Origin of the sequence: Pseudomonas gingeri, from assembly GCF_013386165.1 — a bacterium.
GTDB classification, from domain to species: Bacteria; Pseudomonadota; Gammaproteobacteria; order Pseudomonadales; family Pseudomonadaceae; genus Aquipseudomonas; species Aquipseudomonas gingeri_C.
The window spans coordinates 564,842-590,762 of the sequence record NZ_JACAOS010000018.1 but is presented as its reverse complement, the minus strand read 5'-3'; the positions used below and the strand labels follow the sequence as shown (position 1 = coordinate 590,762).

At 58.6% G+C, this 25,921-nt stretch carries 30 protein-coding genes; 11 read left to right on the top strand and 19 right to left on the bottom strand.

Features of this window, described 5'->3' with window-relative positions:
- Positions 1–66: 66 nt before the first annotated feature.
- The gene (locus HX866_RS24180) at positions 67–507 is read left to right on the top strand and encodes a DoxX family protein (RefSeq protein WP_177095198.1); all 441 of its coding nucleotides are present in this window, start codon (positions 67–69) and stop codon (positions 505–507) included.
- A gap of 102 nt (positions 508–609) precedes the next feature.
- Positions 610–1,761, top strand: a complete 1,152-nt coding sequence (locus tag HX866_RS24175) for an MFS transporter (protein ID WP_177095196.1) — start codon at positions 610–612, stop codon at positions 1,759–1,761.
- A gap of 134 nt (positions 1,762–1,895) precedes the next feature.
- On the opposite strand, the gene HX866_RS24170 is transcribed toward HX866_RS24175, so the two are convergent.
- The 6 genes from HX866_RS24170 to HX866_RS24145 all read right to left on the bottom strand — a co-directional run bounded on the left by HX866_RS24170 (position 1,896) and on the right by HX866_RS24145 (position 8,557).
- Entirely contained in the window at positions 1,896–4,346 is a 2,451-nt protein-coding gene (locus HX866_RS24170) for a TonB-dependent siderophore receptor (protein WP_371319282.1), read from the bottom strand.
- Positions 4,347–4,443: 97 nt separating this feature from the next.
- Entirely contained in the window at positions 4,444–5,427 is a 984-nt protein-coding gene (locus tag HX866_RS24165) for a FecR family protein (protein WP_177095194.1), read from the bottom strand.
- 40 nt (positions 5,428–5,467) lie between these two features.
- On the bottom strand, positions 5,468–5,968 hold the full coding sequence (locus HX866_RS24160) for a sigma-70 family RNA polymerase sigma factor (RefSeq protein ID WP_177095192.1): 501 nt from the start codon (positions 5,966–5,968) through the stop codon (positions 5,468–5,470).
- Between the two features lie 155 nt (positions 5,969–6,123).
- Positions 6,124–6,762: a dihydrofolate reductase family protein gene (locus HX866_RS24155; RefSeq protein ID WP_177095189.1), complete on the bottom strand. Its 639-nt coding sequence runs from the start codon at positions 6,760–6,762 to the stop codon at positions 6,124–6,126.
- 225 nt (positions 6,763–6,987) lie between these two features.
- Positions 6,988–7,728, bottom strand: coding sequence for an SDR family oxidoreductase (locus HX866_RS24150; RefSeq protein WP_177095188.1), 741 nt, complete (start codon positions 7,726–7,728; stop codon positions 6,988–6,990).
- A 10-nt stretch (positions 7,729–7,738) separates the two neighbouring features.
- Positions 7,739–8,557, bottom strand: coding sequence for an SDR family NAD(P)-dependent oxidoreductase (locus HX866_RS24145; RefSeq protein ID WP_177095186.1), 819 nt, complete (start codon positions 8,555–8,557; stop codon positions 7,739–7,741).
- A gap of 101 nt (positions 8,558–8,658) precedes the next feature.
- On the opposite strand from HX866_RS24145, the gene HX866_RS24140 reads away from it, so the two are divergent.
- Positions 8,659–9,219 (top strand): TetR/AcrR family transcriptional regulator, encoded by a 561-nt coding sequence (locus HX866_RS24140; RefSeq protein ID WP_177095184.1) that lies wholly within the window; start codon positions 8,659–8,661, stop codon positions 9,217–9,219.
- A gap of 79 nt (positions 9,220–9,298) precedes the next feature.
- Here the strand turns inward: HX866_RS24140 and HX866_RS24135 are convergent, their stop codons facing one another.
- Genes HX866_RS24135 through HX866_RS24125 form a run of 3 tightly spaced genes read right to left on the bottom strand, consistent with a single transcriptional unit; the run spans position 9,299 to position 11,543 of the window.
- Positions 9,299–10,300: an NADP-dependent oxidoreductase gene (locus HX866_RS24135; RefSeq protein ID WP_177095182.1), complete on the bottom strand. Its 1,002-nt coding sequence runs from the start codon at positions 10,298–10,300 to the stop codon at positions 9,299–9,301.
- Positions 10,297–10,719, bottom strand: coding sequence for a hypothetical protein (locus tag HX866_RS24130; protein WP_177095180.1), 423 nt, complete (start codon positions 10,717–10,719; stop codon positions 10,297–10,299). Before HX866_RS24130 ends, HX866_RS24135 begins: the two co-directional genes overlap by 4 nt.
- A complete protein-coding gene (locus HX866_RS24125) occupies positions 10,716–11,543 on the bottom strand; it encodes an oxidoreductase (protein WP_177095178.1) in 828 nt (275 codons plus the stop codon). The genes HX866_RS24130 and HX866_RS24125 overlap by 4 nt, the downstream gene beginning before the upstream one ends.
- A gap of 39 nt (positions 11,544–11,582) precedes the next feature.
- Here HX866_RS24125 and HX866_RS24120 point away from each other — a divergent pair, with 39 nt between their 5' ends.
- Positions 11,583–12,092 carry a winged helix-turn-helix transcriptional regulator gene (locus tag HX866_RS24120; RefSeq protein ID WP_256344987.1) on the top strand — a complete coding sequence of 170 codons (510 nt, stop codon included), beginning with the start codon at positions 11,583–11,585 and terminating at the stop codon, positions 12,090–12,092.
- A gap of 204 nt (positions 12,093–12,296) precedes the next feature.
- Here HX866_RS24120 and HX866_RS34885 read toward each other — a convergent pair whose 3' ends face one another.
- The 3 genes from HX866_RS34885 to HX866_RS24110 are packed head-to-tail and all read right to left on the bottom strand — an operon-like array spanning position 12,297 to position 14,801.
- A complete protein-coding gene (locus HX866_RS34885; protein WP_371316795.1) occupies positions 12,297–12,590 on the bottom strand; it encodes an antibiotic biosynthesis monooxygenase in 294 nt (97 codons plus the stop codon).
- A 48-nt stretch (positions 12,591–12,638) separates the two neighbouring features.
- Complete coding sequence (locus HX866_RS24115; RefSeq protein WP_177095176.1) at positions 12,639–13,511, bottom strand: NAD(P)-dependent oxidoreductase; 873 nt, start codon at positions 13,509–13,511, stop codon at positions 12,639–12,641.
- A gap of 39 nt (positions 13,512–13,550) precedes the next feature.
- Complete coding sequence (locus HX866_RS24110) at positions 13,551–14,801, bottom strand: MFS transporter (RefSeq protein WP_218179754.1); 1,251 nt, start codon at positions 14,799–14,801, stop codon at positions 13,551–13,553.
- 224 nt (positions 14,802–15,025) lie between these two features.
- Here HX866_RS24110 and HX866_RS24105 point away from each other — a divergent pair, with 224 nt between their 5' ends.
- Positions 15,026–15,931: a LysR family transcriptional regulator gene (locus tag HX866_RS24105; RefSeq protein WP_177095174.1), complete on the top strand. Its 906-nt coding sequence runs from the start codon at positions 15,026–15,028 to the stop codon at positions 15,929–15,931.
- 182 nt (positions 15,932–16,113) lie between these two features.
- Here HX866_RS24105 and HX866_RS24100 read toward each other — a convergent pair whose 3' ends face one another.
- Positions 16,114–16,983, bottom strand: coding sequence for a LysR family transcriptional regulator (locus HX866_RS24100; protein WP_177095345.1), 870 nt, complete (start codon positions 16,981–16,983; stop codon positions 16,114–16,116).
- 121 nt (positions 16,984–17,104) lie between these two features.
- Here HX866_RS24100 and HX866_RS24095 point away from each other — a divergent pair, with 121 nt between their 5' ends.
- On the top strand, positions 17,105–17,710 hold the full coding sequence (locus HX866_RS24095; protein WP_177095172.1) for a LysE family translocator: 606 nt from the start codon (positions 17,105–17,107) through the stop codon (positions 17,708–17,710).
- Positions 17,711–17,820: 110 nt separating this feature from the next.
- Here the strand turns inward: HX866_RS24095 and msrA are convergent, their stop codons facing one another.
- Positions 17,821–18,327, bottom strand: a complete 507-nt coding sequence (gene msrA, locus HX866_RS24090; RefSeq protein WP_177095171.1) for a peptide-methionine (S)-S-oxide reductase MsrA — start codon at positions 18,325–18,327, stop codon at positions 17,821–17,823.
- Positions 18,328–18,802: 475 nt separating this feature from the next.
- Between msrA and HX866_RS24085 the strand changes: the two genes are divergently transcribed.
- A complete protein-coding gene (locus tag HX866_RS24085) occupies positions 18,803–19,150 on the top strand; it encodes a DUF6124 family protein (RefSeq protein ID WP_177095170.1) in 348 nt (115 codons plus the stop codon).
- Between the two features lie 334 nt (positions 19,151–19,484).
- On the opposite strand, the gene HX866_RS24080 is transcribed toward HX866_RS24085, so the two are convergent.
- Positions 19,485–20,204: a type 1 glutamine amidotransferase gene (locus HX866_RS24080; RefSeq protein ID WP_177124358.1), complete on the bottom strand. Its 720-nt coding sequence runs from the start codon at positions 20,202–20,204 to the stop codon at positions 19,485–19,487.
- Here HX866_RS24080 and HX866_RS24075 point away from each other — a divergent pair.
- From HX866_RS24075 to HX866_RS24060, 4 genes are all read left to right on the top strand, one after another.
- A complete protein-coding gene (locus HX866_RS24075; protein WP_177095168.1) occupies positions 20,204–20,461 on the top strand; it encodes a hypothetical protein in 258 nt (85 codons plus the stop codon). The genes HX866_RS24080 and HX866_RS24075 overlap by 1 nt on opposite strands.
- On the top strand, positions 20,458–21,153 hold the full coding sequence (locus tag HX866_RS24070) for a hypothetical protein (protein WP_177095167.1): 696 nt from the start codon (positions 20,458–20,460) through the stop codon (positions 21,151–21,153). The genes HX866_RS24075 and HX866_RS24070 overlap by 4 nt, the downstream gene beginning before the upstream one ends.
- Before the next feature lie 106 nt (positions 21,154–21,259).
- Entirely contained in the window at positions 21,260–21,643 is a 384-nt protein-coding gene (locus tag HX866_RS24065) for a hypothetical protein (RefSeq protein WP_177095166.1), read from the top strand.
- Between the two features lie 149 nt (positions 21,644–21,792).
- Positions 21,793–22,245: a thiol-disulfide oxidoreductase DCC family protein gene (locus HX866_RS24060; protein WP_177095164.1), complete on the top strand. Its 453-nt coding sequence runs from the start codon at positions 21,793–21,795 to the stop codon at positions 22,243–22,245.
- A gap of 72 nt (positions 22,246–22,317) precedes the next feature.
- On the opposite strand, the gene HX866_RS24055 is transcribed toward HX866_RS24060, so the two are convergent.
- Genes HX866_RS24055 through metC form a run of 4 tightly spaced genes read right to left on the bottom strand, consistent with a single transcriptional unit; the run spans position 22,318 to position 25,825 of the window.
- On the bottom strand, positions 22,318–23,076 hold the full coding sequence (locus tag HX866_RS24055; RefSeq protein ID WP_177095163.1) for an amino acid ABC transporter ATP-binding protein: 759 nt from the start codon (positions 23,074–23,076) through the stop codon (positions 22,318–22,320).
- Complete coding sequence (locus HX866_RS24050) at positions 23,073–23,720, bottom strand: amino acid ABC transporter permease (RefSeq protein WP_218179753.1); 648 nt, start codon at positions 23,718–23,720, stop codon at positions 23,073–23,075. The genes HX866_RS24055 and HX866_RS24050 overlap by 4 nt, the downstream gene beginning before the upstream one ends.
- A gap of 7 nt (positions 23,721–23,727) precedes the next feature.
- On the bottom strand, positions 23,728–24,633 hold the full coding sequence (locus HX866_RS24045; RefSeq protein WP_218179293.1) for a transporter substrate-binding domain-containing protein: 906 nt from the start codon (positions 24,631–24,633) through the stop codon (positions 23,728–23,730).
- 25 nt (positions 24,634–24,658) lie between these two features.
- The gene (gene metC / locus HX866_RS24040) at positions 24,659–25,825 is read right to left on the bottom strand and encodes a cystathionine beta-lyase (RefSeq protein ID WP_177095161.1); all 1,167 of its coding nucleotides are present in this window, start codon (positions 25,823–25,825) and stop codon (positions 24,659–24,661) included.
- Positions 25,826–25,921 lie beyond the last annotated feature (96 nt).

Genomic DNA, 25,921 nt, shown 5'->3' with positions numbered 1-25,921 from the left:
CGATGGCAGACTGCTCACCACTACGGCGCACCATGTCGGTCGCGTCGCTCTTACAGGTCTATCGCCATGTCCAACACCGCCAACGCCAACTCCGCTCTCCACAGTCAGACCGACAGCGCCAGCGCTTCGGGCGCCATCGCCCTGGCCGGGCGCATCCTGCTCGCCGCGATCTTCCTGCTCTCCGGTTTCTCGAAGATCGCCAACCCGTCCGGCATGATCGGCTACATCGAATCGGCGGGCCTGCCGCTGCCACAACTGGCCCTGCTCGCGGCGATCGTCGTCGAAGTCGGCGGCAGCCTGCTGCTGATCCTCGGCTACCGTACCCGTGCCGTCGCCCTGGTCATGGCGCTGTTCAGCGTGGCCACCGCCCTGGCCTTCCACAATCATCTGGGCGACCAGAACCAGTTCATCCATTTCTTCAAGAACATCGCCATGGCCGGCGGCCTGCTGCAAGTCGTCGCCTTCGGTGGTGGTCGCCTGAGCCTGGATGCCCGCCGCAAAGCCTGACCGATGGGTTACAAAACCCGTCCTTGGCCTCGCCGCGCCGGACACGATGTGCAAGGATGGCTCCTTGCACGTTGTTGCCTGCCGGCCTGCCAAGGATGCTTCATGACTGCCCTCACCGCCCCCGCCCCGGTCAAACCGGGACGCCTGGAACAGATGTCGACCCGTATCGCCTTCTTTATCGCCGGTTTCGGCGTCGCCGCCTGGGCGCCACTGGTGCCCTACGCCAAGGCCCGCGCCGGGCTCGATGAAGGCACCCTGGGTTTGTTGCTGTTGTGCCTCGGGGTCGGTTCGATCATCGCCATGCCGGTGGCCGGTACCCTGGCCTCGCGCTTCGGCTGCCGACGGGTGTTGACCATTGGCACCGTGCTGATCTGTATCGCCCTGCCACTATTGGCCACGGTCAGTTCGATCCCGGGGCTGGTGGCCAGCCTGTTTCTGTTCGGCGCCGGGCTCGGCTCGGTGGACTCCACCGTCAACCTGCAAGCGGTGATTGTCGAACGCGCCAGCGGCAAGACCATGATGTCGGGCTTTCACGGGCTGTTCAGCCTCGGTGGGATCGCCGGCGCCGCCGGGGTCAGCGCGCTGCTGGGCCTGGGGCTGTCGCCCCTGGGGGCGATGGGCGTGGTGCTGCTGTTCCTGCTGGCGGCGCTGTTCAAGGCCGCCCCGCATCTGCTGCCCTATGGCAGTGAAAGCTCGGGGCCGGCGTTTGCCGTCCCCCATGGCGTGGTGTTGTTTATCGGCCTGCTGTGTTTCGTGGTGTTCCTTGCCGAAGGGGCGATGCTTGACTGGAGCGCGGTGTTTCTCAGCGCCGAGCGCCAGGTCGAGGACGCCTACGCGGGGCTGGGCTACGCGGCCTTCGCCCTGACCATGACGCTCGGACGGCTGACCGGCGATGCCATTGTGCGGCGCCTGGGGGCGCAAAGAGTGATCGTGTTCGGGGGGATTACTGCTGCGGCAGGCTTGGCCCTGGCCACGTTGGCGCCGGCCTGGGAAGCGGCCCTGGTGGGTTATGCGCTGGTGGGTGCCGGGTGCTCGAATATCGTGCCGGTGCTGTACACCGCCGTGGGCAAACAGAAGGTCATGCCGGAAAGCATCGCCGTACCGGCGGTCACGACCCTGGGGTATGCGGGGATTCTGGCGGGGCCGGCAGCGATCGGCATGATCGCCCACGCCAGTTCGTTGAGCCTGGCTTTTATGGTGATTGCGCTGATGTTGCTGGGGGTGGCGGTCGGCGGAAGAACTCTGCGGACCTGAGATCGCATGAATCTGTAGGAGCCGGCTTGCTGGCGATGGCATCGACGCGGTGCAACAGGACACCGCGTCGATACCATCGCCGGCAAGCCGGCTCCCAGAGGGACCGTGTTGGTCCAGGGTCAAGGATGGGTCTATCAGAAACCTACACTGGCCTGCACAAAGAAGGTCCGTGGCTCACCCACGTAGATCCCCGCATTGTTGTCGCTCGACCGGGTGAAGTACTGCTGGTCGAAGACGTTACGCACCCCCGCCCCCAGTTTCAGGTTCGACAGCTGCGCGCCGAAGTCATAGGCGCCGCGCACGTCCCAGGTCATGTAGCCCGGAATGTTGCCGTACTGGCCATCAGCGGTCGGCGTGGTGATGTAGTTGCCGTTGAAGCTGCCATCGGCGTTGGTCCCGGTTCCCGGCGCACGCTGGGAAGACTGGGCGAAACCGTCGAGGTTGTAGGTCCAGCGATTGACCGCATAACGCAGGCCGACATTCAGCACTTCCCGCGAGTACAGCGGCAGGTCACGGCCCTTGAAGCCCGGGATATCGCCCTGGGAGGTCGCCTTGGTGTAGGTCAGGCCGACATTCGCGGTCAGGCCGTCGAGCGCCGGGTTGAGGTCCGCCAGGTTGTAATGTGCGGAGGTTTCGATACCCCGGTGCGCGGTGGCGCCCAGGTTGGTCCAGCCCACATCGTTGCTGACGTATTGCAGCTCATCGGAGAAGTCGATGTAGAACAGCGTCATCTCGCCGCCCCAGGTGCCGTTGTCATACCGCGTACCCAGCTCGTAGGTCTTGGCCTTCTCGGGTTGCAGGCCGTTGGCCGTGCTGTTGCCATTGCCGCCCTGGGCAATCTGGAAATATTGCAGGCTGCCGAAGGACGTTTCGTAGTTGGCGAAGACTTTCCACGCATCGGAGATGTGGTACATCACGCTCAGGGCCGGCAGCGGCTCGTTGCTGTCGACGTTGCGGAACTTCTCCTGGACCGGCACGTAATTGGTGCCCGGCACCGGACGGTCATGCCAGTTGCTGCTGATGCGCTCGAAGCGGATCCCCGGGGTGATGGTCCATTTGCCGATATCGATCTTGTTATCGATATAGAAGGCATTGGCTTCGGTACCGCCGGTGCGGTCCTGGTAGATATGCCCATCGGAGGTCGGGGTCAGGACCGGCACGTTGTTGACCAGAGCCTCGCGGCTGGTGGCCTCATGCATACCTTCCTTGAGGTAGCGGTAGCCGACGCTGACTTCCTGGGTGGTCGGGCCCAGGTCGAAGACATGGGAAGCCCGCGGCTCGATACCAAAGGTGTAGTAGCTGCGTGGATAGGCGCTGAGGGTCTGCAGGTCACGGGCGGCAATATTGCTGCCACGGAAACTGTCGGTGTAGTAGGTCAGCACTTCGACCTGGGTCTGGTCGTCCACCTGCCGTTTGTACTTGAAGGAAATATCTTTGCGGCGGCCGGTAAAGTTGTCGTAGTTACGCACCGACTGGTAAGGATTGGCGTCGTACTGCTTCTGGGTCAGACCACCCGGCATGTCCGCATTGGCATCGTAGTAATGCAGGTTGAGGGAGAAGTCGTCCTGGTCGGTCGGCGCCCAGTGGGTCTTGAGCAGGACATCGTTGATGTCGTTGCCATTGTTGCTTTCACGATAGCCCTCGCCCTTCACGCCGGAGTACAACAACGCCGCGCCAAAACCGTTATCCGCGGTGCCACCGAGGAATGCCGTGTCGAGGTGCTTGACGCCGCCGTAGCGCGAGGTTTCCAGGGTGCTGCCGATCTCACCGGAAAACTTCTCCGGGATCGCCCGGGTCACGAAGTTGATCACACCACCGACGTTTTGCGGTCCATAACGTACGGAGCCAGCACCGCGCACCACGTCGATGCTGTCCAGGTTACCGACCGACACCGGGGCCATCGACAACTGCGGCTGGCCGTAAGGGGCGAACGCCGCCGGCACGCCGTCGATCAGCACGGTGGAACGTGGCGACAGACGGGACGTCAGGCCCCGCACACCGACGTTGAGGGAAATATCGCTGCCGCCGGTGCCGTTGTTTTCCTGCACCTGCACGCCGGGCACGGTACGCAGGGCGTCTTTCACGTTCATCGCGCCCTGCTCGACCATCGCCTGGCGGCGGATCACGGTCCGCGCGCCCGGGTGGTTCTGCACAATGGCCTGGTCGGCATCGCCGAGCCAGTCACCCACCACCTTGACGTCCAAGGGTGCCAGTTCCAGCGCGCCAGCCGTGGCCGGGGCAGCCGCGCGCAAGGTCACCGAACCGTCCTTGAGGTCATAGTCCAGGCCGCTGCCACGCAGCAGCGCGTTCAGGGCTTCTTCCGGCGACAGGTTGCCGTCGACCGCAGGAGCCTGCTTGCCGGCCACCAACTGCGGGCTGAAAAACACTTGCAGGGACGTTTGCTGACCCAACTGGCTCAAGGCCGATGCCAGGGGTTGGGCCTGGATATGGATGGCCGCATCCGCCTGAGCCGCCTGGCTCAGGGGAGCAACGGCACTGAACGCCAGGGCCAGGGCAAAGGCCTGGGAGCTGGGCAGTGCGTTGCGGATCGCCTGGTAAAGCGCAGTGGGTTTGTTGTTCTTCACGTCTGACCTTGTCCTGTTGTTCGCAAATGTATGCGGCTGTTAATGCAAACCAGTTGCAGTTGGACAAGAAGACGAAGAACTCGAAAAAAACCTGAATCTATTTTGCAATTATTTCCTGGGAGCCGTCGGCACGGCTCCTCACCGCAACCGGCAGGATGCTCGGCAAGGCCCTGAGCAAGGCGTCGGTATCATTGACCTTGAACACACTGGTCAGGCGCAGATTGCCCACCGCCGGGGTCGCGACGCTCAGGGGTTTGTCCCGGTAACGCGAGACCTCCGCCACCACGTCGGCCAGGCTGGCGTTGTTGAACACCAGTTTGCCGCTGCGCCAGGCCGTCAGTTCCTCGAGGTTGATCGCCTGGGCCGCCGCGACCCGGCCCTGGGCGTCGACCCGCGTGCCCAGGCCGGCCGTGAGGCTGACAAACTCATCGTCAGCGGCCTCGCGGCCCTGGACCTTGACCGTGCCCGCCTCCACCACCACCCGGGTTTGTGCCGGATCGCGGCGCACATCGAAACGCGTGCCGGTGACCGTGACCTTGCCGACCCCGGCCTGGACCACGAACGGCCGGCTGCTGTCGTGCTCGACGCTGAACATCGCCTCGCCCTGCTCCAGCTCGACCTCACGGCGGTCACGCTGGTAATGCACGCGAACCCGGCTGCGGCTGTTCAGGTCGATGATCGAACCGTCGGGCAAGGCCACATGCCGCCGCTCACCCAGAACGCTGGCAAAGGTCGCGTCATAGGGCGCCGGGTGATTCAGGCCGCTGAACAGGCCCAGGCCCAAGGCGACTGCCACCACGCCGGCAGCCACCGCATAACGCAGCAATGGCCGGCGTTTGAGCCGCGCCGGCGGCACGTCGCAGAGCGCCTGCAAACGCGCCGGAGGTAGCAGGTCGGTGGCGCTCCAGAGGCCCTGGAGCAGATCGTACTCATCCTGATGCAGCGGATGTTCGTGGCGCCAGGCATCGAACTCGGCCTGTTGCCCGGCGCTCAACGGCGCCTCCTGGACCCGCACGAACCAGGTAGCGGCCTCATCGCGAACCGTGGCTGGATCGCGTGTGCAATCACGGGTATCCATCATGGAAAGTCCTGTCCGGGTGGAATGTGCATCGCCTTGTTCTTCATTGATCCGCTCCATCCAGGCGCTCGCGCAGATGCCGCAGGGTGCGAATCATATACTTCTCCACCATGTTCTTGGACAGTCCGAGGCGCTCGGCGATCTCCGCCTGGGTCAGGCCCTCGATCTTCTGCCAGACAAAAGCCTTGCGACAGTTGACGGGCAACTCGCCCAGGGCCCGCTCGATGGAGTCGGCAAGCTGGATGGCGTGCATGAAATGCTCCGGGTCGCCGGTGGGCGGCGCGCTGTGATGAATCGCTTCCAGTTCCAGGGTCCCGCGCCGGTCTTCACGGCGATAGGCATCCACCGCGATATTGCGCGCGGTCTGGTGCAGATAGGCCCGTGGCTGCTCGACGGTGTCAGCCTTGCTTTCCAGCACCCGCACAAAGGTATCGTGGGCCAGGTCCTCGGCTTGCTGACGGTTTCTCAGCCGACGGGTCCAGGTGCCGATCAACTCTTCGTAATGCTCGAAAAAACCGGGTCTGCGGGGTGGCTGGAGATTCATGGCGATGGGCTATGAAGGCGGGGCGTGAATAGTAATGCTTCCTATTAATAGCTGCAATTCATTCCAGTGGCTGCCGGGTGCGGCGCTGATCGACTTTCTCATGGAACAGCGCCCACGCTTGGGACTGACTTGGAGCGCCGTCGGTTCAGGCGGCTTCAGGCACGGACATAACGCAGGTGTGTGGCATCGGGCCCCATGAGCACCTTGTCGATTCGAAACTGCGGCACTGGTTCGTGCAGGTTTTCGAACAGTCGCCTGCCACTGCCAAAGAGTACGGGAGCCTGGGCAATTTCCAGCTCGTCAATGACGCCCATGTTCAAGTATTGCTGGATCACATCGGCGCCGCCCGAGATACGAATATCACGACCGCCGGCAGCCTCCCGGGCTTGCGCAAGGGCTTTCGCCGGCCCCTCGGTGCAGAAATAGAAGGTCGTGCCACCCGGCCGGACCCAGGGTTCGCGCGGCTCATGGGTAAGCACATACACCGGGGTGTGAAACGGAGCCTCCTCGGGCCAACTTCGCTCGCCGGCGTCAAACATCCGCTTGCCCATGATATTGGCCCCGGCACGCTGCATGGTGTCGCGGAGCATATCGTTGACCGGGCCGGTCTCTCCGCCGGTGCCGAAGTTGAGGTTCTCGCGGAAGTATTGCTGCTTGAGGATCCAGCTCATCATTGCGCCCCACTTGGCGCCCCAGTTCTTGTACTCAGGCGTGTCCCAGTGCTCGATGTCCATCCCTTCCGGCGTCATATAGCCGTCAAGACTCAGTCCGATATTTACAAATACCCTGCTCATGATTTCTCTCTCTCACGATTCTGGATGTCTGTGTGGTGTTTGACATGAACACGCTGGCTCGATCAGGTGTGTGGGCGTGTTCGAGTTATTCACTATAGCTTGAGCGCTGGGGACGCCTGTTTCTGCTGGGGAGGAGTTTTCTCGTTCGTGGGGCGGGTTGTGGGTCTGCTATCGGCCAAAAGCGCTCATCTGCGATGTCTAAAATTTCAAGGGCTACTCATACCGTCAACCTTCCTGAGCAGTTGGGCGAAAGAGTATTTCGTTTACATCCACATCGTCGGGTTGACTAATTGCAAAGGCTACCATCCGTGCGAAGGTTTCTGGTGGAACAGCATACGTATCGTAAAACTCTTGCATGCGCTTGGCCGTATCAGGATCGGTGATGCTTTGCGGAAGCTCTGATTGAACCGCGCCGGGCGATATAACGGTGGTCCGAAGGTTGTAGGGTTTTACTTCCTGCCGAAGCCCTTCGGAAATTATCCGTACAGCCGCCTTGGTCGCCGCATACACCGAACTGTTGGGTCGCACTGCGTGGGCGGCAGTAGAGGACACATTGATGATATGGCCACTTTTCTGCGCTTTCATGTAAGGAAGCGCTGCCGCAATGCCGTAGAGCACGCCTTTGAGATTGACATCAATCATCTGATTCCAATCCTCGATCTTGCCAAGCTCCAATAACGATCGAGGCATCAGCCCGGCGTTGTTGATGAGTACATCAATACGACCATATCTGGCGACAGCCGTATCCACCAAACCCTGCACTTGGGAATGATCAGTCACGTCGGTCTTGACCACATCGTCTGCGTTCAACCCCAACTCCACGGCCAGTGCCTGGAGGCGGTCAAGGCGGCGCGCGCCCAGGACCAACCTGGCGCCATTGCCCGCGAGAAACCTGGCAGTCGCCATGCCCAACCCGCTGCTGGCGCCGGTAATCACCACCACTTTTCCATCTATGTTCTGGTACATGTGAGGCTCCTTAGCCGTGTGCCGCTATGGAGGTGTCACGCCAGGCTTGCCATTGCGCGACTCTCCTCTCGTAAACCTGCAAAACATGTGGATGCGCCCCGGCGCCCAACAGCAGTCGAAGCGGAGGGTTCGCACTGTCGATCAGTTTCAGGATCGCCCCAGTGGTCGCCGTGGGATCGCCGAAATCCAGGGATTTGTGGTGTTCGGCCAGTTCTGCGCGCTGGGCAGCGTAAGTGGCGGTCGCAGCGGAATGCCGCGCGGAAGACGGGCTAGTGAAGTCGGTGGCGTAGGCGCTTGGCTCAATTAGGGTGACGTTCACACCGAACCGCGAAACTTCCTGTGACAGCGTGTCGAACAGCCCTTCCACCGCGAACTTTGACGCTTGGTAGATTCCGAAATTTGGAATAGCGACAAGCCCGAGGGTGCTGGAGACCGCAATAATATGACCACTTTGCTGTGCTCGCAGGATTGGCAACGCCGCCTGGGCGACCCACAAGGCGCCAAACAGATTGGTCTCCATCTGAGCACGGGCCTCATCCTCTGACGCCTCTTCAATTGCCCCCTGATGGCCATAGCCAGCGTTGCTGATCACAACATCCAGCCTCCCGAATGCATCCTTTGCCCGTGCTACGGCGGCAAACACCGCGGATCGATCGGTGACATCAAGCTCGATAGGCAGGATCGCACCGCCGAACTCCCCAACGAGCGAATCAAGGCTGGCGATATCGCGCGCCGTCGCAGCCACCTTGTCTCCGCGTTTCAACGCAGCCGTCACCCAGAGCTTGCCGAAGCCCCGCGCTGCACCCGTTACAAACCAAACTTTGGACATATTTCAAACCCCTATGACAACCTGACAATTTAAGTAATTTTGTCAAGATAGCATAGTCTGACATTTTTCGTCATCATGTCAAAAAACGTCCTGGAGCTGGTATGACGGAGCCTTCAAAGCGAGCGCGCGCGATAGACGCTGGCGCACGCGCTTTTATGCAGCATGGTTTTGCACGCACGACGATGGGTGTCATCGCTGAGTCCGCAGCAATGTCACGCCCCGCCCTCTACCTGCTGTTCAAGAATAAGGAGCAGGTGCTCGAAGCCGTTGTCGATACCTGGACGGAGCAGACGCTGACGAAAATGTCCGCCGCCATCGCCGAGCTGCCAAATCTCGCTGACAAGCTGCGCGAGATCTGTGCGATGTGGTCCGTCGCCTCGTTTGAGCGATCGCAAAATAACCCGCAGTTGCGCGATCTGGTCGGCCATCCGGCTTACGAGAAGGGCTATGCGCGCTTCATGGCATTTATCGCGCACATCCTGGATGAATCGTCGCCGTCGGGCGCAAAGCCAATTTCATGCGACGAACTGGCACGCGGGCTGGTGCTGGGCATCAGAGGATTCAAAGTATCCGCAGCAAGCATGGATGACTTACTTCGCCTGATCGATGTGCAAGTCAGACTGATTGAAGCGTATTTGCAAAAGCCGGTAGAACGCCCATAACGAACAGCAGCGCCGCTGCATGTGGTTTTTGAACGAATGCGGTGCCCGCAGCCGCTGCAGGCCTGCGGGCAGCCCCTGATCATCGGACTTTGATAACGACTTTGCCTTTGGCACGCCCTGTATCGACGTAGGCCATTGCCTCTTTGGTCGATTCAAATGCAAAGACTCGATCCACGACCGGGCGTATGACACCTGCCTCGATAAGCGACGTGATCTCGTTCAACTGGCGTCCACTGGCCCGCATGAACAGGAACGAATAACGCACGTCGCGACGTTTGGCTTTTTTCCTGATCCGATAACTCAGCAGGCGCATCACCAGCCCGAGGAAACGGGACGCACCCAGCGCTTTTGCGAAATCGGGGTCCGGCGGCCCTGAGATCGAAATAAGCTGCCCGCCGGGCTTGAGGACGTTCAAAGACTTGTTGAGCGTCTCACCGTCCAGGCTGTTTATGACGACGTCATAGTCGCTGAGCATTTTTTCAAAATTGTCTTTCTTGTAGTCGATGACGACGTCTGCCCCCAACGCCTTCACCCAGTCCACATTCGCCGTACTGGTGGTCGTCGCGACAAATGCGCCGAGATGTTTGGCCAGTTGAATGGCCACCGTCCCGACACCACCGGAACCTGCGTGGATCAGGACCTTTTGGCCCTTTTTCAACTGTGCTTTCTCGACCAGCGCTTGCCAGGCGGTCAGGCCAACCAGCGGAATGGACGCGGCTTGCTCCATCGTAAGCGTTGTCGGTTTGAGGGCCAGGTCCGCTTCGCTTATTGCAATGAACTCTGCGAACGTACCGATTCGATCTTTATCAGGACGGGCATAGACCTCGTCGCCCGCCTTGAAGCGTTGCACCCGCGATCCAACCCGGATCACCACCCCGGCCATTTCGTTGCCCAACACGAGGGGCAGGCGATAAGGTAAAAGCAGCTTGAACTCACCGGCGCGGATTTTTGAATCCAGAGGGTTCACTCCGGCAGCGTGGATCTGCACCCACACATCGTCGTCGCGCAATTGCGGCTCAGGTATTTCGTCAGCGCGCACGCGTTGGTTGTCGCCGTAACGCTCAATAGTGAATGCTTTCATTGTGTTCGTTGCCCTCGGGCCTCGTTTACTGTTGCAGGGTTATCGCGCCCGGTGCGGGCGACATACAGGAACGCCAGGGCCAGTGCGACTTCGATCACAACGGCAGACAGGATGCCGACGCTGGCATGCCCGGTGAGGAGCTCGAAAGCGCCGAGGGCTGCAAGCGCTAGACAGGTAACCACCAGGCCCGTGACCAGCGCTGACCGGGCGGACGATGGCTCGGCGTTTCTTGCCAGGCAGAACATCACCCCGATGCCCAGATACAGCGCTGATGCACGCCGCCCGAGCAAGCCGACCGAGTCGCTGAATGCCACGCCCCAGCGCGACAGGAAAAAATTCGGTGCCAGTAACCACATACAGGCCAAGCCGATAAAAATCGCTGAGCACAGGATGGCGAGACTTCGGAAGTTCAATTTCATGGTGCCGGTATCGCATCAAGTCGCAGGTCTTTGCGCAGTCCGGCGTCCACCAGAGCTGCCGGAGCAAATCGACGCAGCCACTGCAAGCGGCTCGCCAGTGCACCCGCCGGGTAGCGCAGTTTCGGACGCGCCGCGGTAGCGGCTTTCAACACAACGTCGGCCACGACACGGGGCTCGGTGGCCGTTGCCATCACCTCATTCACGCGTTTACTGACGACCGCACGCGCCTGGCGATAGATATCGAGCTTGGCGTCGGGCTCCAGGAAGTTCGAGTCGAATGGCGTTTTTGTATACGCCGGTTCGATGACCGAGACGCGGATACCCCAAATGCGCAATTCGTGGTCCAGGGATTCGCAATAGCCTTCGATAGCGTGCTTGGTCGCGGCATACAGCGCGCCGTAGGGCATCGGCAGAAAGCCGAGCACAGAACCAATATTGAGAATACGACCACGCCCCTGTTGTCGCATATGGGGCACGACGGCACGGGTCATCCGCACTACGCCAAAAAAATTCGTGTCGAAAATCGATTGAGCCTGTTCGATCGAGCTTTCTTCCGCGCCCGCCGGGGCGACGCCAAAACCGGCGTTGTTGACGAGCAGGTCGATGCGCCCGGCGCGTCGTATGACTTCGCTGATCAAGGCCTCGACGGATTCGTCGCTGGTGACATCAAGGGTCAGCATCTCGAACGACCGCTCGCCCGTCGATACACGCCTGCTGGTGCCGAACACCTTATAACCCGCCTCGGCAAGGCGTTGCGCAGTGGCTTCACCGATACCTGACGAAGCCCCCGTGACCAAGGCGACAAGCGGATCGTTGTTGTTCATGATTCAAAGGCTCCAATCGGAGTGAGTGGCTGATTGTCGATGTGTTACTATCGATTTGAAATCGACTTTATTATCAATTCAGACCCAAGTCACTATCTAAATGATATGAACGATAAAACTCTTTGCGATGAACCCTGTGCAATCGCGCGTAGCCTGACTGTTGCGGGCGATGGGTGGAACATTCTGATCCTGCGAGATGCCCATGCCGGCCTCACGCGGTTTGACCAATTCCGCAAAAGCCTGGGTATAGCGCCGACGATTCTGACCCGGCGGCTGGCAACGCTGACGGAGGAGGGATTGCTGGAGAAGCACCGTTACTCGGAGCGCCCCCCGCGTGAGGAGTACCGGCTGACTGCTGCTGGCCGTGATTTCCTGCCGGTGCTTTTCATGATCGGAGAATGGGGGCGCCAACACCGTGCTGGGGGGAGTCTGACTCGCTTCTTCGACGAAGAAACAGGAACAGAAATCAAGGCGGTGGCCGTGGACGAGGTCACAGGGGCAAGGATTGGGACCCGCTCGATACGCATTGTTATTCCGGACGAAGGTTGACACCACAATGGTGAGCGTCGTCGTGTTTGATCGTTGCATTCCAAATATTTCGATGGCGTTAGGTAGAGACCTAAGCGTGACAGACTGAATCGCCGCTACTTTTCTAGACGTATGCGACTGTCAGCTGTTGGCCGAGAGCTGACTTCGCGAGTAGGCAGCTTTCAGCCAATAGCGCTCATAGAGTGTCTGCAAAGCTGGGGCGATTCAGAGAGTCGATAAAGCTTTGAATGTGATGCTCTTGATGAGTCGTTTAGTTAACAGGTCAGCAATCGGTTCTTCCGGGGCACTCAGGAAGTAGGATTGCATGGCGGTTTCGCACTCCCAGAATATGCTCAATATCCAGAGCAGCGGGTTTGCGAAACTGCAGATGACAGCCGCATCGAGGCAGCCTGAAATAGTGCGTGAGTGATGTGCTAGCCGAGAGAGGTTTGAAGCGACCTCCTCAGAGTGACCGGGCAATGTCAGAACCTCTACAACACTGATAGCCGTTACGAACATTTTGATTCTCCTGCGCCCCCCGTTCGACACGGGGGGACCTGGGGGTCTTTATCGATGTTGCCCCGTGAACAACTTGACGACACTGGTCATATTTTCGGCGCCCATGCCTTGGGCTATCGCACTCAGAAACACATCGTGCGCCGCCTCGATTGTCGGTGCATTCGTTATGGCTCCTGCCTCTTTCAGGGTGTAACTGAAGTCCTTCTCTATCAGTTCCACGGGGAATTGCGGCGCGAAGTTTTCGGTCAACATGGTGTTGGACAAATAGGCCATCACCGGTGCCCATACCGACGTCTTGGCCATGGCTTGCAGCACCTTTGGTACATCTGCGCCGCTACGCTTAAGCAGCCCGACAACCTCCGCCAGGCCAGTCACCTGGATGCCCAGCATTGCATTCGTGGCAAGCTTGGCCAGTGCCCCATCTCCCAACCGGCCAACATGCTGAACACTCGAGCCCATCGCCTGCAAAACGGCGAGGCTGCGCTCGAGCACAGGGGGCTCGCCACCGATCAGGTAGGACAATTGCCCGGCATCCGCTTGCGCACGGGAACCGGAGACCGGCGCCTCCAGCAGGGAAACGCCGTGCTGTTGCGCAAGGGCACCCAACTCGCGTATCCAGGCCGGCGTGAGCGTCGAGCTTTCCAACGCCACGGTACCGGAGGCCATGCCCGCAAGCGCACCGGTTGCTTCATCCAGCCATACCTGTCGGGAGGCGTCATCGTCGCGCAACATAGCGATCACGAACTCGGCGTCCTGGCTGGCCTCTCGAGGCGAGTGCGCTTGCCGTGCTCCCAGGCTGACAAGTGCCTGAGCGGCTTCGGGCGTTCGGTTCCAGACCACCACCGAATGGCCAGCACTCATCAATTGTTTAGCCATACGCGATCCCATTGCGCCCAGGCCCAGTACGGCAATCTTGCTCATGTTCTTCACCTTTGATTTTTACCTATGAAGGGGTTCGATTCAGTGCTTGGGTGTTTCACGCTTATAGCTGGCGGCCACCGCTGCCAGCCCGGCGAGCGCAAACGCCGCGGCGACATAAGGAATGAGGTGTGGCCCGACATGGTTGATCATGAGTCCGCCGACCAGTGATCCCAGGCCAATCGCGGCGTTGAATACGGATACGTTGACAGCGGTGGCGGCGTCCGCTGCACCTTGAATCCTGGAAGCCTCTTTGAAGACCAGTGTTTGCAACAATACCGGTAACGCACCATATGCCGCGCCCCAGGCCGCGATCGCGGCAAAGAGCGCAAGGTGACCGTCTGACGCAATATTCAAACTGGCCAGGCTAGCCGTAAACAGTGTCGCTACAACAGCCAGGCTGGCTCGTGGAGCCCTGGAGGCAAAGGGCCCTACGGCAAAGTTGGTGACGACTCCGGCCGCCCCATAAACCAGCAACAGCATGCTGATCTGACTCGTACTTTGTTTTGCAATCTGCTCAAGGTAAGGCGCGATGTAGGTGTAGGCCAGAAAGTTGCCTGTTACCACCAGGGCGGTGATGCCAAAAACCGCAAGCAATCGACCGTTCCTGAGCACCGACATCATCGCGCCGCGCTGGGCAGCTTTCCCTATGCGTACCGCCGGAACCGTCCAGGCGATCAGAGTAAATACCGCCAGGCTGAGGAAGCAGAGCGCGGCGAAGACGGCGCGCCAGCCGTACATATCGCCCAGCATCGTGCCGGCTGGAACGCCAAGCACGGTGGCCAGCGACACCCCGCCGAATACGATGGAGGTAGCACGTACTGCGTTACGGGATGCCACCAGATGCACGGCCGTTACAACGGCCGTCGACCAGAACACGCCTATAGCGGCAGCGACCACAATGCGTCCGATAAAAACCACGAAATAATCCGACGCCATATAGGTGATCAGGTTGCCGGCAAAACACGCGGCCAGCAGCCCCGTCATAAGGGCCTTTCGGTTGATTGAGCCGAGCAGACTTGTGAGCGGCGCCGCCGTAAGCGCCACGATGAAGGCGAAGATAGTGACCAGGTAGCCGGCAACGCCCAAGGACACATTGAGCCCGGCAGACATCGCAGGCAGCACGCCCACCGGCATGAGTTCTGTACTGACAAAAGAAAAGCAGCCCAGGCTGAGCGCCAGCACCGCCGCGATACTTCGTGCCTTGGAGGTTTTTGCCCCGGGAGTCTGTGACCCGGTATGAGCCTGGGGCGACAAGGGGGCGGGTTCTGAATGTGAAGCGGTTGCTTGCATCGATAGGATCCTTACACGTGTGAACAGGTTTTATCCGCTGTGTGCGATGCAGGAATGGTGAAGCCTTGAATATCTGAATGCGATAGCATGAAAAACATAATATTTATGCTTGTGAGTCATTTATGCGTTGGTATATCTCGTGTGGCGCCCGGTTGATCGTGCGATGACGCAAGGACTCATATGACCTGTATGAAAGCAACATCACCCAGGCCCGGGAGTGAGTCATGAGAACATTCAACAAACAAATGCTGGAAGGCGTGGACGTCATGGCGGCAGTGGTCGATACCAAGAGCTTTGGCCTGGCTGCCGAGGCTCTGGATATGTCGCAGTCCGGAGTGAGCAGGGCGATCGCAAGACTGGAGACAAGGTTGGGTATTCGAGTCTTCGAACGTACGACGCGATCAGTAAGGCTCACTGACGAAGGCCGTCACTTTTACGAGCAGGTGATGCCGCTTATCAGTGCGTTGACAGAGATCACTGGCAACGTTGCCGGGGATGCGCAGAAAATCCACGGGCGACTGCGAGTGAACGTTGATCCGCTGTTTGCACAGCTTGTCCTGGGGCCACGCCTTGGCGCCTTTATGGATTGCCACCCGGAGTTGGAGATCGATCTGCGGTGCAAGGAAGAACTTGGCGACCTGGTCGCCGAGGGCTTCGATTTGGCACTGCGATTCGGGCATCCGCAAGAATCGTCGCTGGTGGCAAGGAAGCTGTTTGATACCCGCGTATTCGCCGTGGCGTCGCAAGCTTACCTGCAACGGTACGGGCAACCCTCCACCCCCCATGAGCTGGAGGCAGGTCATCACCGCTGTATTCTGTTCAGGGAACCGGTGACAGGCAGGCCGTTTGCCTGGGAGTTCCAGCAAAAGCGCAAAACGGTAGTTGTGAAACCACGGGGCGCGCTGATCGTGAATGACCCAGGCACTCTCTACAGTACTTGCCTGGCTGGCCTAGGCATTGCGCAGATGTTCGAGTTGGGGATCGAGAGCTACATCACTTCGAACCAGATGACATTGCTGTTCCCCGAGTGGTCGGATAAACGCTTTCCGCTGTATGCTTACTATCCCTCCCGACATCATTTGCCAGCCAAAACCCGCGCGTTGCTCGACTTCGTTGCAGGCTTAGTGTGACTGTAGGCAACAATGCGGTTTTGACCCAGACGGCTAATGGAATCGTCCCTAATTTCCTGGACGCATCCGACTGGCTCTTTTTGGCCTCTGCCGGCCTGTCGCGACCGGCAGAGGCTGGCCGATCACTGATCTTCGCAACCTGAAGAAATCGTCCATAAGCGCACATCGGTCGCGCTGGCTAATCACCCCACCGCAGACGAAGCAAGCGTTCTAATCAGAAAGCTCCTGAGGCTATCCACAGCCTTGGAGCCCTGCGACGCCTTGCTTCGATAGACCGCAACGTCCATGGAATCCAATGGCCCCAGATCATGTTCGCGCCCCAGTATCTGAAGGTGCGGCGGCACCGTGCAGCGGGTGAGCACTGCCACGGCAATGCCGCTTTCAACCGCCGCGATCTGGCCCGCCAAGCTCGAACTGTTGTAGACGACCTTGTACCGGCGCCCTTGAAGGGCAAGACAGTCGACGGCGCAGCGACGTGCCAGGCTGGCCGACTCGTAGACCGCAATCGGCAACGGGTCGCGTCGCCACAGATCGAACTGCGCAGATCCCACCCAGACCATGGGCTCCTGGAAGAGAAAGGCACCACGTCGGGGGTTGTCGCGCGACACCAGCGCCAGATCCAGATCACCGGCCATCACGCGGGGAATCAGCGTGGTTGACTGCTCGCAGGTCAGCTCGATTTCGACGCCGCCATGCCGTGGCGCAAACCGCTTCAGGACCGGCGTGAGGTAATGCGCCACGTAGTCTTCTGCTACTCCCAGGCGAATTCGCCCGGTCAATTCCTCGCCCCAGAAGGCAGCCTGTGTCTCGGCATGTAAAGCCAGCATCCGCCGCGCATATCCCAGCAGCGTTTGACCCTCTTCAGTCAACTGAAGGTGCCGAGGCCCCCGGTTCAGCACTTGATGGCCGAGCGCCGCTTCGAGTTTCTTGAGCTGCATGCTGACCGCAGATTGCGACCTGTGCACTTCGGTGGCAGCACTCGACAGTGAGCCGGTATCAACCGCTGCGACAAAGCATTTAAGCCAATCGATCTGTAGATCCCGAGGCGACATCAGCGCCACTCCTGCATTCGATAAACGAATAGCTAATTGCCATATTATGCGCTTTTCGTCCAGCCAAAGACTTCGGATGATCCGCTGGTGCGCCACCGGCAGCATTCACTCTGGAGACATCATGCAATTCGATACCTGGCTGCTTTATCTGCTGACCTGTTGTGGCATCGCGGTCGTTCCCGGCCCCAACGCACTGCTCGCGCTCACCCATGGCGCGCTGCATGGCAACAGGAAGACCCTCTTCACGATTAGCGGTGGTGTCCTCGGGTTTGTTGCAATGATCGCGTTATGTGTGCTCGGCCTGGCCGCCCTGCTGAAGGCATCGATGCTCTGGCTGACCGCTTTGAAGATCGTCGGCGGGCTCTATCTCATCTGGCTTGGCATCAATCTCTGGCGGTCGGAGCCGGTGACGTTTGCCCTGGGCGACCTTTCAAGTTCGAGCAACGGGTCGCTCTTTCGCCAAGGCCTGCTGTCTGCCCTCTCCAACCCCAAGGCGCTCCTGCTGTTTACAGCGTTCATCACGCCCTTTATCGATCCGCACCAGAACCTGCTGATCCAGACAGTGATCATGGCGCTGACCTATGCGGTGGTGGAGTTTGTGGTGGAGTTCGGTGTGGCAAGCGCCGCGCACCGCGTGCGCCCCTGGCTGGCACGCGCAGGCCGGCGCTTCAATCGTGTCTGCGGTGGGTTCTTCGTCGTGTTCGGCGTGCTGCTTCCAATTCGCTAGCAGCAAAGGGCAAAGGGCAAAGGGCAAAGGGGATAGATGTATTAAAACCCAATAAATCTATCCTCTTTGGCTCGGTGATCTACCCCATTTTCCTCCAGCGTCGCCAACGCTCAGGCACGTTTTGGCAGTTTCCAGTTCGGGCGTATGAAGTGGCAGGTATAGCCATTGGGTATCCGCTCCAGGTAATCCTGATGCTCCGGTTCCGCTTCCCAAAACGGCCCCGCCGGCTCTATTTCGGTGACCGCACGGCCTGGCCACAACTTTGAGGCATCTACGTCAGCAGCGGTATCTTCGGCAATGTCCCGTTGCTGTTCGCTGAGGTAATAAATCGCCGAACGATAGCTTGGCCCAAGGTCATTGCCCTGCCGGTTAGGCGTACTGGGGTCATGGATCTGGAAAAAGAACTCCAGAATCTGGCGGTAGGTCATCACCGCAGGATCAAAGACGATCTCAATCGCTTCTGCATGGTTACCATGGTTGCGGTAGGTGGCATTTGGCACATCGCCGCCGGTGTAGCCGACTCGCGTGTGCAGCACGCCGGGGTAGCGCCGCAACAGGTCCTGCATGCCCCAGAAGCAGCCGCCGGCGAGGATGGCGGTTTCGGTTTGGTTGGTCATGGTCTGTCCTTCCGCTCAATGGATACAGGCGTAGTTATGGGGCTGTATTGGCTAATACCAAGGTGGAGCTGCGGGTTAATGGCGATCAAAACTTCTCAAGCTAACGCTGCCTAACATCGTCCCCAAACAACCCGAGATTTCAAGGCTCGCAAGAGATCTCTCTTTCCCTTGACTGAAATTTCCTAGAAAATCCTGACCGCTTGCGCCTGCCATTTGCAGTGAACTAGTCTCCATCTTGTCACCGCAGATTCGGTGACTCGGTTTTGACAGACTGAAACTCACAGGCGCAAACAGCGCCCCAACCACCATTGCAGGCGCTTTTCTTATGCCTGTCGTTGCGTGTTATGGCGGCTGTGCGCAGGGCATCTTCGGGTGCGCCGGGTCACCTGTGTCCGGTCTGTCAACCTACGTACAGCTGCCACCCTTACTGTTTGACAGCAGTTGGTGGTAGTCCATACATCACAGGAGCTACGCCATGTTCAAAATCACCCCCAACCCGCCTGCCACCACCAACGCCGAAACCCTCGACACCAACGCCGTCGACCGTGCCTTATCCCACTACAACCTAGGGCCGGAAGCCCGCTCGAAACCTGCCCGTGCCGTATCGCAACGGGGTCATATGCCTGGAGCAACCAGCCAGGAAGAAGCCCTCGTCAACGCCTACTCGATCCTCCAATCCGCAGCCGCCACCGCCTATGAAAATGCCGACAACCAGGCCGGCTCGAACCGTAAGGTGGCCATGGGTGTAGTGCATCTGATCGAGATGGCACAGTGGTGGGTGGATTCGGTTCTGGACAAGCAGCCCGTCAGCGTCAACGACTGACCGGGTGTTGAAAGTGGAACGGGAAGCCAAGCTTCCCGTTTTTGCCGGTGAGACCGCCCCGCTGCGAAGAACGATAGTGGCCCGTATAGTTAGTTCATTTACCTCAAGGTCCCATGTTGTGGCGAGCGGGCTTGCCCGCGCTGGGCCGCGAAGCGGCCCCAAAAACAACGAGTGCGGTACATCAGATACGATGAAGTGACAGGTTTTGCGGCTGCTACGCAGCCGAGCGTGGGCAAGCCCACTCGCCACGTAATTTCGGCGCCCACCAGAATGAGTAAATGGATTAACAAATCGAGACACTAGACAACACCTGTGGTGCCCTCGCCTCAATACTTTATTTCGACCGGTAATCGGCGATGAGCTTGTCCAAAAATACAAACAGGTTCTGGTTCATTTCATCGTAATGGTTGGCTCTTAACGCTTGAGGCTGTTGAACGAAACGTTTGTCAGACAGGGTTGCCAGCTCCGCTTCCGATGATTCAATCAACCACTCCACAACCTCCCTGGTGAATTCCATGTGGCACTGGAAACCGTAGACCAGGTTGCTGTACTCGATGATTTGACGCGGGCAACCTTCGCTGTAAGCGAGGATCTTTGCCTCCTGGGTGAGACCGGGCATGTCGTTGTGCCAATGACCCACTGCCAGCGTTTTTCCGAAGTGAGACACCTTGGGGTTGTTCAAGCCGTCATCCGTCAAGGCAATCGGGAATTTCCCGATCTCGCTTTCAGGGCTGTGGCCAAAAGCCGCGCCCAGCGCCTCACCGAGCAGTTGAGCGCCCAGGCAAACCCCCACTACCGCGCGTTTGGCTGCAATGGCTTTACTGATGAATTGCTGCTCAGCCTTGGCATTGAAATGCGGGCACTGTTCCTGTGTGGTCGCCGGGTTTTGCGGGCCGCCCAATATCACCAGCAGGTCGAACGAGTCTGCGCTGTCTGGCAGGACATCGTGCTGGTAGACGCGGGAATAGCTCGCGCGATAACCGCGAGTCTTGACCCAATCCTCAAACGCACCGGGCCCTTCGAACGCTTCGTGCATGACGAAATGGACTTTCAATGTTCGATCCTCTGGTTCGAAATCTGCTGATTTGCGGTGATCACGACGGAGTCATCACCAGTAGAAAAGAGCGCCCGATGCGTCATGCAGCGAGCACGTTTTACCACGCTGAGATAAGCACAACCTGGTGCATCAAGCACTTGAAGCGCAAGGCGTTGCGCGCCGACATCCAGTGCCCGGTCGTTACAAAACTCAAGAAAGTGGCCCTGCGGACGATATCCCACTCACCTACGCAAATGGTTTACCAATTCAAATGAAGAAGCGAATCATCACAGTGGGCGTACTTGCTTTGCTTTCCGGATGTATAACCAAGAATCTAAGCATTGAAGACCGTCAGCAAATCAAGACCATAAAAATTCTTCCGGTATTTGTTGCGGTAGACAACTTCAACTACACGAGTATGAATCAAGCCTGGGGCGCCGGCCTCGGTGCGGGTGCTGGCGCGGCGACTGGAATGCTCACCGGAGCTTCGAGCGTCGGGACGAACGCCTCGACTGGTGTGGGTGCAGTGGCAGGAACGAAAGTTGCCGATGTCGCGACCAAGGACGTCTCTCGGGCAATCCTGAACAACATGCAAACCAACGACATTGACTTGGGCAAATTGGTCCGCAAGAGTTTTGACGATCGTGTCAGGCAAGAGCATCTATTCACCATCGTCGCTGATAGCGAGCATGCGGATGCCGAGGTCGAAATCATGGTCATGCAGTGGGGGCTTTGCTTGAAAAACCTCAGCACCACGTTGTACCCCGTCATTGGCGTCAACGGTTCCATGAAACGTGACGGCGCCTCGGTATGGCGAAATTTCGCAACTATTTCGGTATTCAATGGCGCCAATACCATTGGATATACCCCCGAGCAATACGTGACTAACCCTGAAGCCCTGCGAACCGCTTTTGCCCACGTGTCTGATCTGGTGGTCGGCAAGCTGATGGAGGACATGAAGAAGTAAATTCTCGACAAAGGGGGCAGATTTATTGGGTACTTTTAATAAGTCGCCCCCTTGCTCTGTCTACTCGAATTTCCTGACAAATACTTAGTTCTGATCAGAGTCTACGATGCTAAAAATTTACTCCTATTATTTTGAAGAACTTGTTTTTAAATTTTCCGTCGGAAGCAACGATGGCACCAACGATCCTCCATGGCTCGAAAGTGAAGATTTTCCGCCGCTGCCTCCGCGAGAAGCAATCGCAGCGTCCAGGCTCTCTGTTCTCGAAATGCTCAGGGCATATCCATATGCCGAGCCTCAATTTCACGCTTGTGCATTAAAAAAAACCAACGACTCTGACAGTGGCTGGTGGTATTACGATATCGATTGGATGGTTTACCCTCCAGAATACGGCGACCGAAGCGGGATAAACGTGCCAGTTATGCTAAATGGGCGAGTGCCCGCATATGAAGTATTCAAATACGAAGATCGTGTTTCAGCATGGAAAACTTAGAGCAGTAGAAAGACTAAATCTTTATGCTCTGAATGCACGCTTTTTGGCCGATCTCTGCCGGCTCTGACCGGCTACGAGCAGTCGATTACAGACATTTGCCAAACCACACCGCTATGATCCCCACCACCTCCTCTCTGAGTCCCCGTGTCATGCCACGATCCCTGACCCGCCCCACCGCAGCGCCACTGCTTTTACCAGGCGAAACGGTCGTTCTGTTCGACGGGGTGTGCAAGCTGTGCAATGGCTGGGCGCGGTTCCTGATTCGCCACGACCGGCACCAACGTGTACGACTGGCGGCAGTGCAATCGCCCGAGGGCCAGGCCTTGCTGGCCTGGGCGGGAATGCCAGTGGATCAATTCGATACCATGGCCGTGATTCGTGATCACCGATATTGGGTGCGGTCGGATGCGTTTTTTGAAGTCGTCACCCAGTTGCCGGGGATCTGGCGCCCCCTGGGCCTGTTGCGTTTATGCCCAGGGCGCCTGCGGGACTGGGCCTACGACCGCATCGCGCTGAACCGATATCGGCTGTTCGGACAGTACGACCAGTGTTTGCTGCCCACTCCCGACCATGAACGCCGCTTCCTGAAATCCTCAATATGAAGGAAAAAGGGAACGAACTTATTCAATAAATCCATCCCCTTTGCTAAGCGACAGGGTATACATCCCGACTATTCAGTAGCGGTTGAGAAACTGCTGAATTCGCTCTCCGCTGTCCGGTTGGAAAAATTCCTGGGTGGTCGAGTCCCTCACAACCACGCCGCCTTCCATGAATATCACGCGGTCGGCAGCCTCCTGGGCGAAGCGCAACTCATGAGTCACTACCAGCATGGTCATACCCGCGTTGGCCAGGTTGCGCATGACGGTGAGGACTTCATCGCGCAATTCCGGGTCCAGGGCCGAGGTGGGCTCGTCAAAAAAGATCACTTCCGGATCCATGGATAAACCTCGGGCGATGGCCACGCGCTGTTTCTGCCCCCCGGACAGTCGCGCTGGGTAGTTGTCCTCTTTTTCCGCCAACCCGACCTGCTTCAGCAGAGCGCGGCCTTTGCTTAGCGCTTGCTCCCTGGGGACTTTTTTCACACTGATCAAGCCTTCAATAACGTTTTCCAGTGCCGTCAGATGCGGGAACAGGTTGAAGGACTGAAACACCATGGCTGTCTTCTGTCGCAGGCTGGCGATTTCCTTTTTGTCAGAACGACTCAGGCCTTTTCCGGCCCTGATCTCGACGCGATGGCCGCAGATTTCCAGCGTCCCGCTATCCGGTTGCTCGAGAAAGTTGAGCGAGCGCAACAGGGTGGTCTTGCCTGAGCCGGAAGGACCGAGAATCACCACCACTTCGCCAGCTTGGATCTTGAGGTCGACGTGCTTTAGCACGGCATTGGCACCGAAGGCTTTGGCCAAGGCGGTGACTTGGATTTTCGTCTGGCTCATCGGTAGCGCCTCGTCATGCGGCCTTCTAAATAGGTCTGGATCAATGTCAGCACCTGGTTGATCAGCCAGTAGACCAAGCCAATCATCAAGAACATTTCCATGTAGCGGAAGGTCGAGGCGCCGACCTGTTCGGCAACCCGGGTCATTTCAACGACGGTGATGGTCGAGGCCAAGGAGGTGTCTTTGATGAGCGCGATCAACCGGCTACCCACCGATGGCAACGCAATGCGCAAGGCTTGGGGCAGGATGATACGGCGCAGGCAAGTCCAATAGCCCATGCCCATTGCCAGCGACGCTTCCCATTGCCCCGGATCGACCGCGTTGATCCCCGAGCGAAAGTTCTCGCTCAGATAGGCAGCCGAAAACAGCGTCAGGGCCAGCAACGCCGAAGGAATCGGCGACAGCGTGATGCCGTAGTGCGGCAAGCCGAAGTAGATCAGCAGGATCTGCACCAGCAGCGGTGTGCCACGGAAGATAGACACGTACATGAAGGCGATCGAACGCAACAAGCGCAGCGGCGAGTTCCGCAGCAGGGCGACGCCCATACCGAGCACGCTGCCGAGGATGAACGCCCCCAAGCCAAGGCCGAGCGTCACCAGAACCGCTGTTTTCAGTAGCGGCCAGGTACGCAGGAATAATTCCAACATCAGGTTATTCCTCCACCAGCGCTTTTTTGATATCGGCAGTCATCTGGTAGTCAGGCCCGATAAATTTGCGGCTATATGCGTCGATGGTGCCATCGGCGATCATTTCGCCAATCGCCTTGTCGACGGCCGCCTTGAGGCTGTCGCTGCCTTTGCGCATGGCGGCGGCAGAAAGCTGATAGGTCAGCGGGGCGCCCACGGCCTTGAGTGGCAGGTGGTTGGCAAGACGATACCTTTCACCTCCGAACCAAGAGGAGATCACTACGTCCAGACGCCCGTTGGTCAGGTCATCGAACACCAGGCCGCCGTTGTCGTAGGTGCGGATATCCGACTCCGTCAGGTGTTTGCGGGACCAAGACTCGTTGCTGGTTCCCGCCGTCACGCCCACCGAGCGGCCGGCCAGGTCAGCACGCTCGTGAATGTCAGTGTTCTTGTCGAGCAGAAAAATGCGGAATTCCTCGACCCCGTAAGGCTCGGAGAAATCGACCTGCTGGGTGCGCTCCGGCGTTGGCGTCAGGTCGTTCATGACCAGGTCGTATTTGTCGGTGTTGAGGCCTTCGACGAAGTTCTTGAAGTTGTCGGCGATGAATACCACTTTCGGTATCCCGATGCGTTTGGCCACTTCCTGGGCCACGGCCACATCATAGCCCGTCGGGTTGTTCTGATCGTCGATGAAGCTCCAAGGCGGGCTGGACTGCGTATTGGCAATGCGGATCTCGCCACGTTGCTTGATGGTTGCCAGGGTGTCATCGGCGCTCGCCATGTTCAGGCCCGCAGCAACCAGGGCGAAAAAAGAGAGCGCGAATCGAATGCTGGTGATTGTTTTCATAATCCATCCTTTCAATTCAAGTGGCTGCGGGTTCATTCGCAGCGAAAGACGGCAGCAGTTCGAGTATTGATCAGGTGGTGGCATCTAAAGCCCACCTACCTGATGAAGCTTAGGACGCGACCTGTTCGAGCCGGGCATTTGCATAACAACCCAGGGCCGTTTCGAGATCGCCGATTAGCACGTCAGGGTCCTCGAGCCCGATAGAAATCCGCACGATGGGTTGATCGGTCGGCGAAAACCGGCGTGCTTGCTGTTGGCTGGCTGGATAGTAGGCCACCAGACTGTGGGTGCCGCCCCAACTGGCACCGATCGGGAAATGCCGCAGGGCGTTGAAGAACGCGCCGAAGGTCGCTTCCGATGCCGGCTTGAGGATTATCGAGAACAGGCAGCCATTGCCTTGGAACTGCTCACGCCAGATGGCATGGCCCGGATCACTTTCCAGTGCTGGAAACAACACCTGCTCGACCATGGGCTGGTCTTGCAGCCAACGCGCGATTCGCAGGGTGTTGCGACTTTGCTCAGTCAGCCTCACCTTCAGAGTGTCCAAGCCGCGCATCACTAGAAAGCAGTCTTCCGGGCTGACCGACTGGCCGAGGATGCTCTGGGTTTCACGCAGGATGGCATAGTGACTTTCGTCGTTTAGGCTGATGCTGCCCATCAGTACGTCGGAGTGGCCTCCAAAGAATTTGGTCGCCGCTTCGATGGAAAAATCGACGCCATGCTCCAGCGGGCGGAAGTACAAAGGGCTTGCCCAAGTGTTGTCCATCATCGTCATAACCCCGCGACGACGGGCGATGGCGGTGATCCCATCGATGTCCTGCATCTCCATGGTGACGGTGCCTGGGGCCTCCATGCAGATCATCCTGGTGTTGGGTTTGATCAACGTCTCGATGCCGGTATTGAGCGTCGGTGGGTAGAACTCGATCTCGACCCCCAGCTTTGCCAGCCACTTGTCACCGAAGGTCTTTAGCGCGCCGTAGCACGATTCCGAGATCAGCAGGTGATCGCCGGCACGGACGAACCCCATCACGGTGGTCATCAGTGCCGAGGCGCCCGACGGCGTTACGATGCAATGCTTGCCACCTTCAAGCTGCGCAATGCGTGCTTCCAGACCACGAGCGGTCGGGGTGCCGGTGATGCCGTAGCTGTAACCATCGGGCTGACGGGATTTGCGGCCGACGAAGTCTTCGAAGGTGTCGAAAACCACTGTCGAGCCTCGCCACACTGCGGGGGACAGGCTGGCATAAGGGTTATTGGCGTGATCGGTAAAACTCATGATATTGGAGCCCTATGAGGCCGCTGAACGTGAGTTGATTTTAGGGGCGCGGGAAACCTCGCAACAAGATCAAAACTTATTTACTCTATAAGTAAA

Coding starts and splice junctions, on each gene's coding strand:
- HX866_RS24180 (WP_177095198.1), top strand. CDS start 67: ATGTCCAACACCGCCAACGCCAACTCCGCTCTCCACAGTCAGACCGAC.
- HX866_RS24175 (WP_177095196.1), top strand. CDS start 610: ATGACTGCCCTCACCGCCCCCGCCCCGGTCAAACCGGGACGCCTGGAA.
- HX866_RS24165 (WP_177095194.1), bottom strand. CDS start 5,427: ATGATGGATACCCGTGATTGCACACGCGATCCAGCCACGGTTCGCGAT.
- HX866_RS24160 (WP_177095192.1), bottom strand. CDS start 5,968: ATGAATCTCCAGCCACCCCGCAGACCCGGTTTTTTCGAGCATTACGAA.
- HX866_RS24155 (WP_177095189.1), bottom strand. CDS start 6,762: ATGAGCAGGGTATTTGTAAATATCGGACTGAGTCTTGACGGCTATATG.
- HX866_RS24150 (WP_177095188.1), bottom strand. CDS start 7,728: ATGTACCAGAACATAGATGGAAAAGTGGTGGTGATTACCGGCGCCAGC.
- HX866_RS24145 (WP_177095186.1), bottom strand. CDS start 8,557: ATGTCCAAAGTTTGGTTTGTAACGGGTGCAGCGCGGGGCTTCGGCAAG.
- HX866_RS24140 (WP_177095184.1), top strand. CDS start 8,659: ATGACGGAGCCTTCAAAGCGAGCGCGCGCGATAGACGCTGGCGCACGC.
- HX866_RS24135 (WP_177095182.1), bottom strand. CDS start 10,300: ATGAAAGCATTCACTATTGAGCGTTACGGCGACAACCAACGCGTGCGC.
- HX866_RS24130 (WP_177095180.1), bottom strand. CDS start 10,719: ATGAAATTGAACTTCCGAAGTCTCGCCATCCTGTGCTCAGCGATTTTT.
- HX866_RS24125 (WP_177095178.1), bottom strand. CDS start 11,543: ATGAACAACAACGATCCGCTTGTCGCCTTGGTCACGGGGGCTTCGTCA.
- HX866_RS24120 (WP_256344987.1), top strand. CDS start 11,583: ATGTGTTACTATCGATTTGAAATCGACTTTATTATCAATTCAGACCCA.
- HX866_RS34885 (WP_371316795.1), bottom strand. CDS start 12,590: ATGTTCGTAACGGCTATCAGTGTTGTAGAGGTTCTGACATTGCCCGGT.
- HX866_RS24115 (WP_177095176.1), bottom strand. CDS start 13,511: ATGAGCAAGATTGCCGTACTGGGCCTGGGCGCAATGGGATCGCGTATG.
- HX866_RS24110 (WP_218179754.1), bottom strand. CDS start 14,801: ATGCAAGCAACCGCTTCACATTCAGAACCCGCCCCCTTGTCGCCCCAG.
- HX866_RS24105 (WP_177095174.1), top strand. CDS start 15,026: ATGAGAACATTCAACAAACAAATGCTGGAAGGCGTGGACGTCATGGCG.
- HX866_RS24100 (WP_177095345.1), bottom strand. CDS start 16,983: ATGTCGCCTCGGGATCTACAGATCGATTGGCTTAAATGCTTTGTCGCA.
- HX866_RS24095 (WP_177095172.1), top strand. CDS start 17,105: ATGCAATTCGATACCTGGCTGCTTTATCTGCTGACCTGTTGTGGCATC.
- msrA (WP_177095171.1), bottom strand. CDS start 18,327: ATGACCAACCAAACCGAAACCGCCATCCTCGCCGGCGGCTGCTTCTGG.
- HX866_RS24085 (WP_177095170.1), top strand. CDS start 18,803: ATGTTCAAAATCACCCCCAACCCGCCTGCCACCACCAACGCCGAAACC.
- HX866_RS24075 (WP_177095168.1), top strand. CDS start 20,204: ATGTTCGATCCTCTGGTTCGAAATCTGCTGATTTGCGGTGATCACGAC.
- HX866_RS24070 (WP_177095167.1), top strand. CDS start 20,458: ATGAAGAAGCGAATCATCACAGTGGGCGTACTTGCTTTGCTTTCCGGA.
- HX866_RS24065 (WP_177095166.1), top strand. CDS start 21,260: ATGCTAAAAATTTACTCCTATTATTTTGAAGAACTTGTTTTTAAATTT.
- HX866_RS24060 (WP_177095164.1), top strand. CDS start 21,793: ATGCCACGATCCCTGACCCGCCCCACCGCAGCGCCACTGCTTTTACCA.
- HX866_RS24055 (WP_177095163.1), bottom strand. CDS start 23,076: ATGAGCCAGACGAAAATCCAAGTCACCGCCTTGGCCAAAGCCTTCGGT.
- HX866_RS24045 (WP_218179293.1), bottom strand. CDS start 24,633: ATGCCACCACCTGATCAATACTCGAACTGCTGCCGTCTTTCGCTGCGA.
- metC (WP_177095161.1), bottom strand. CDS start 25,825: ATGAGTTTTACCGATCACGCCAATAACCCTTATGCCAGCCTGTCCCCC.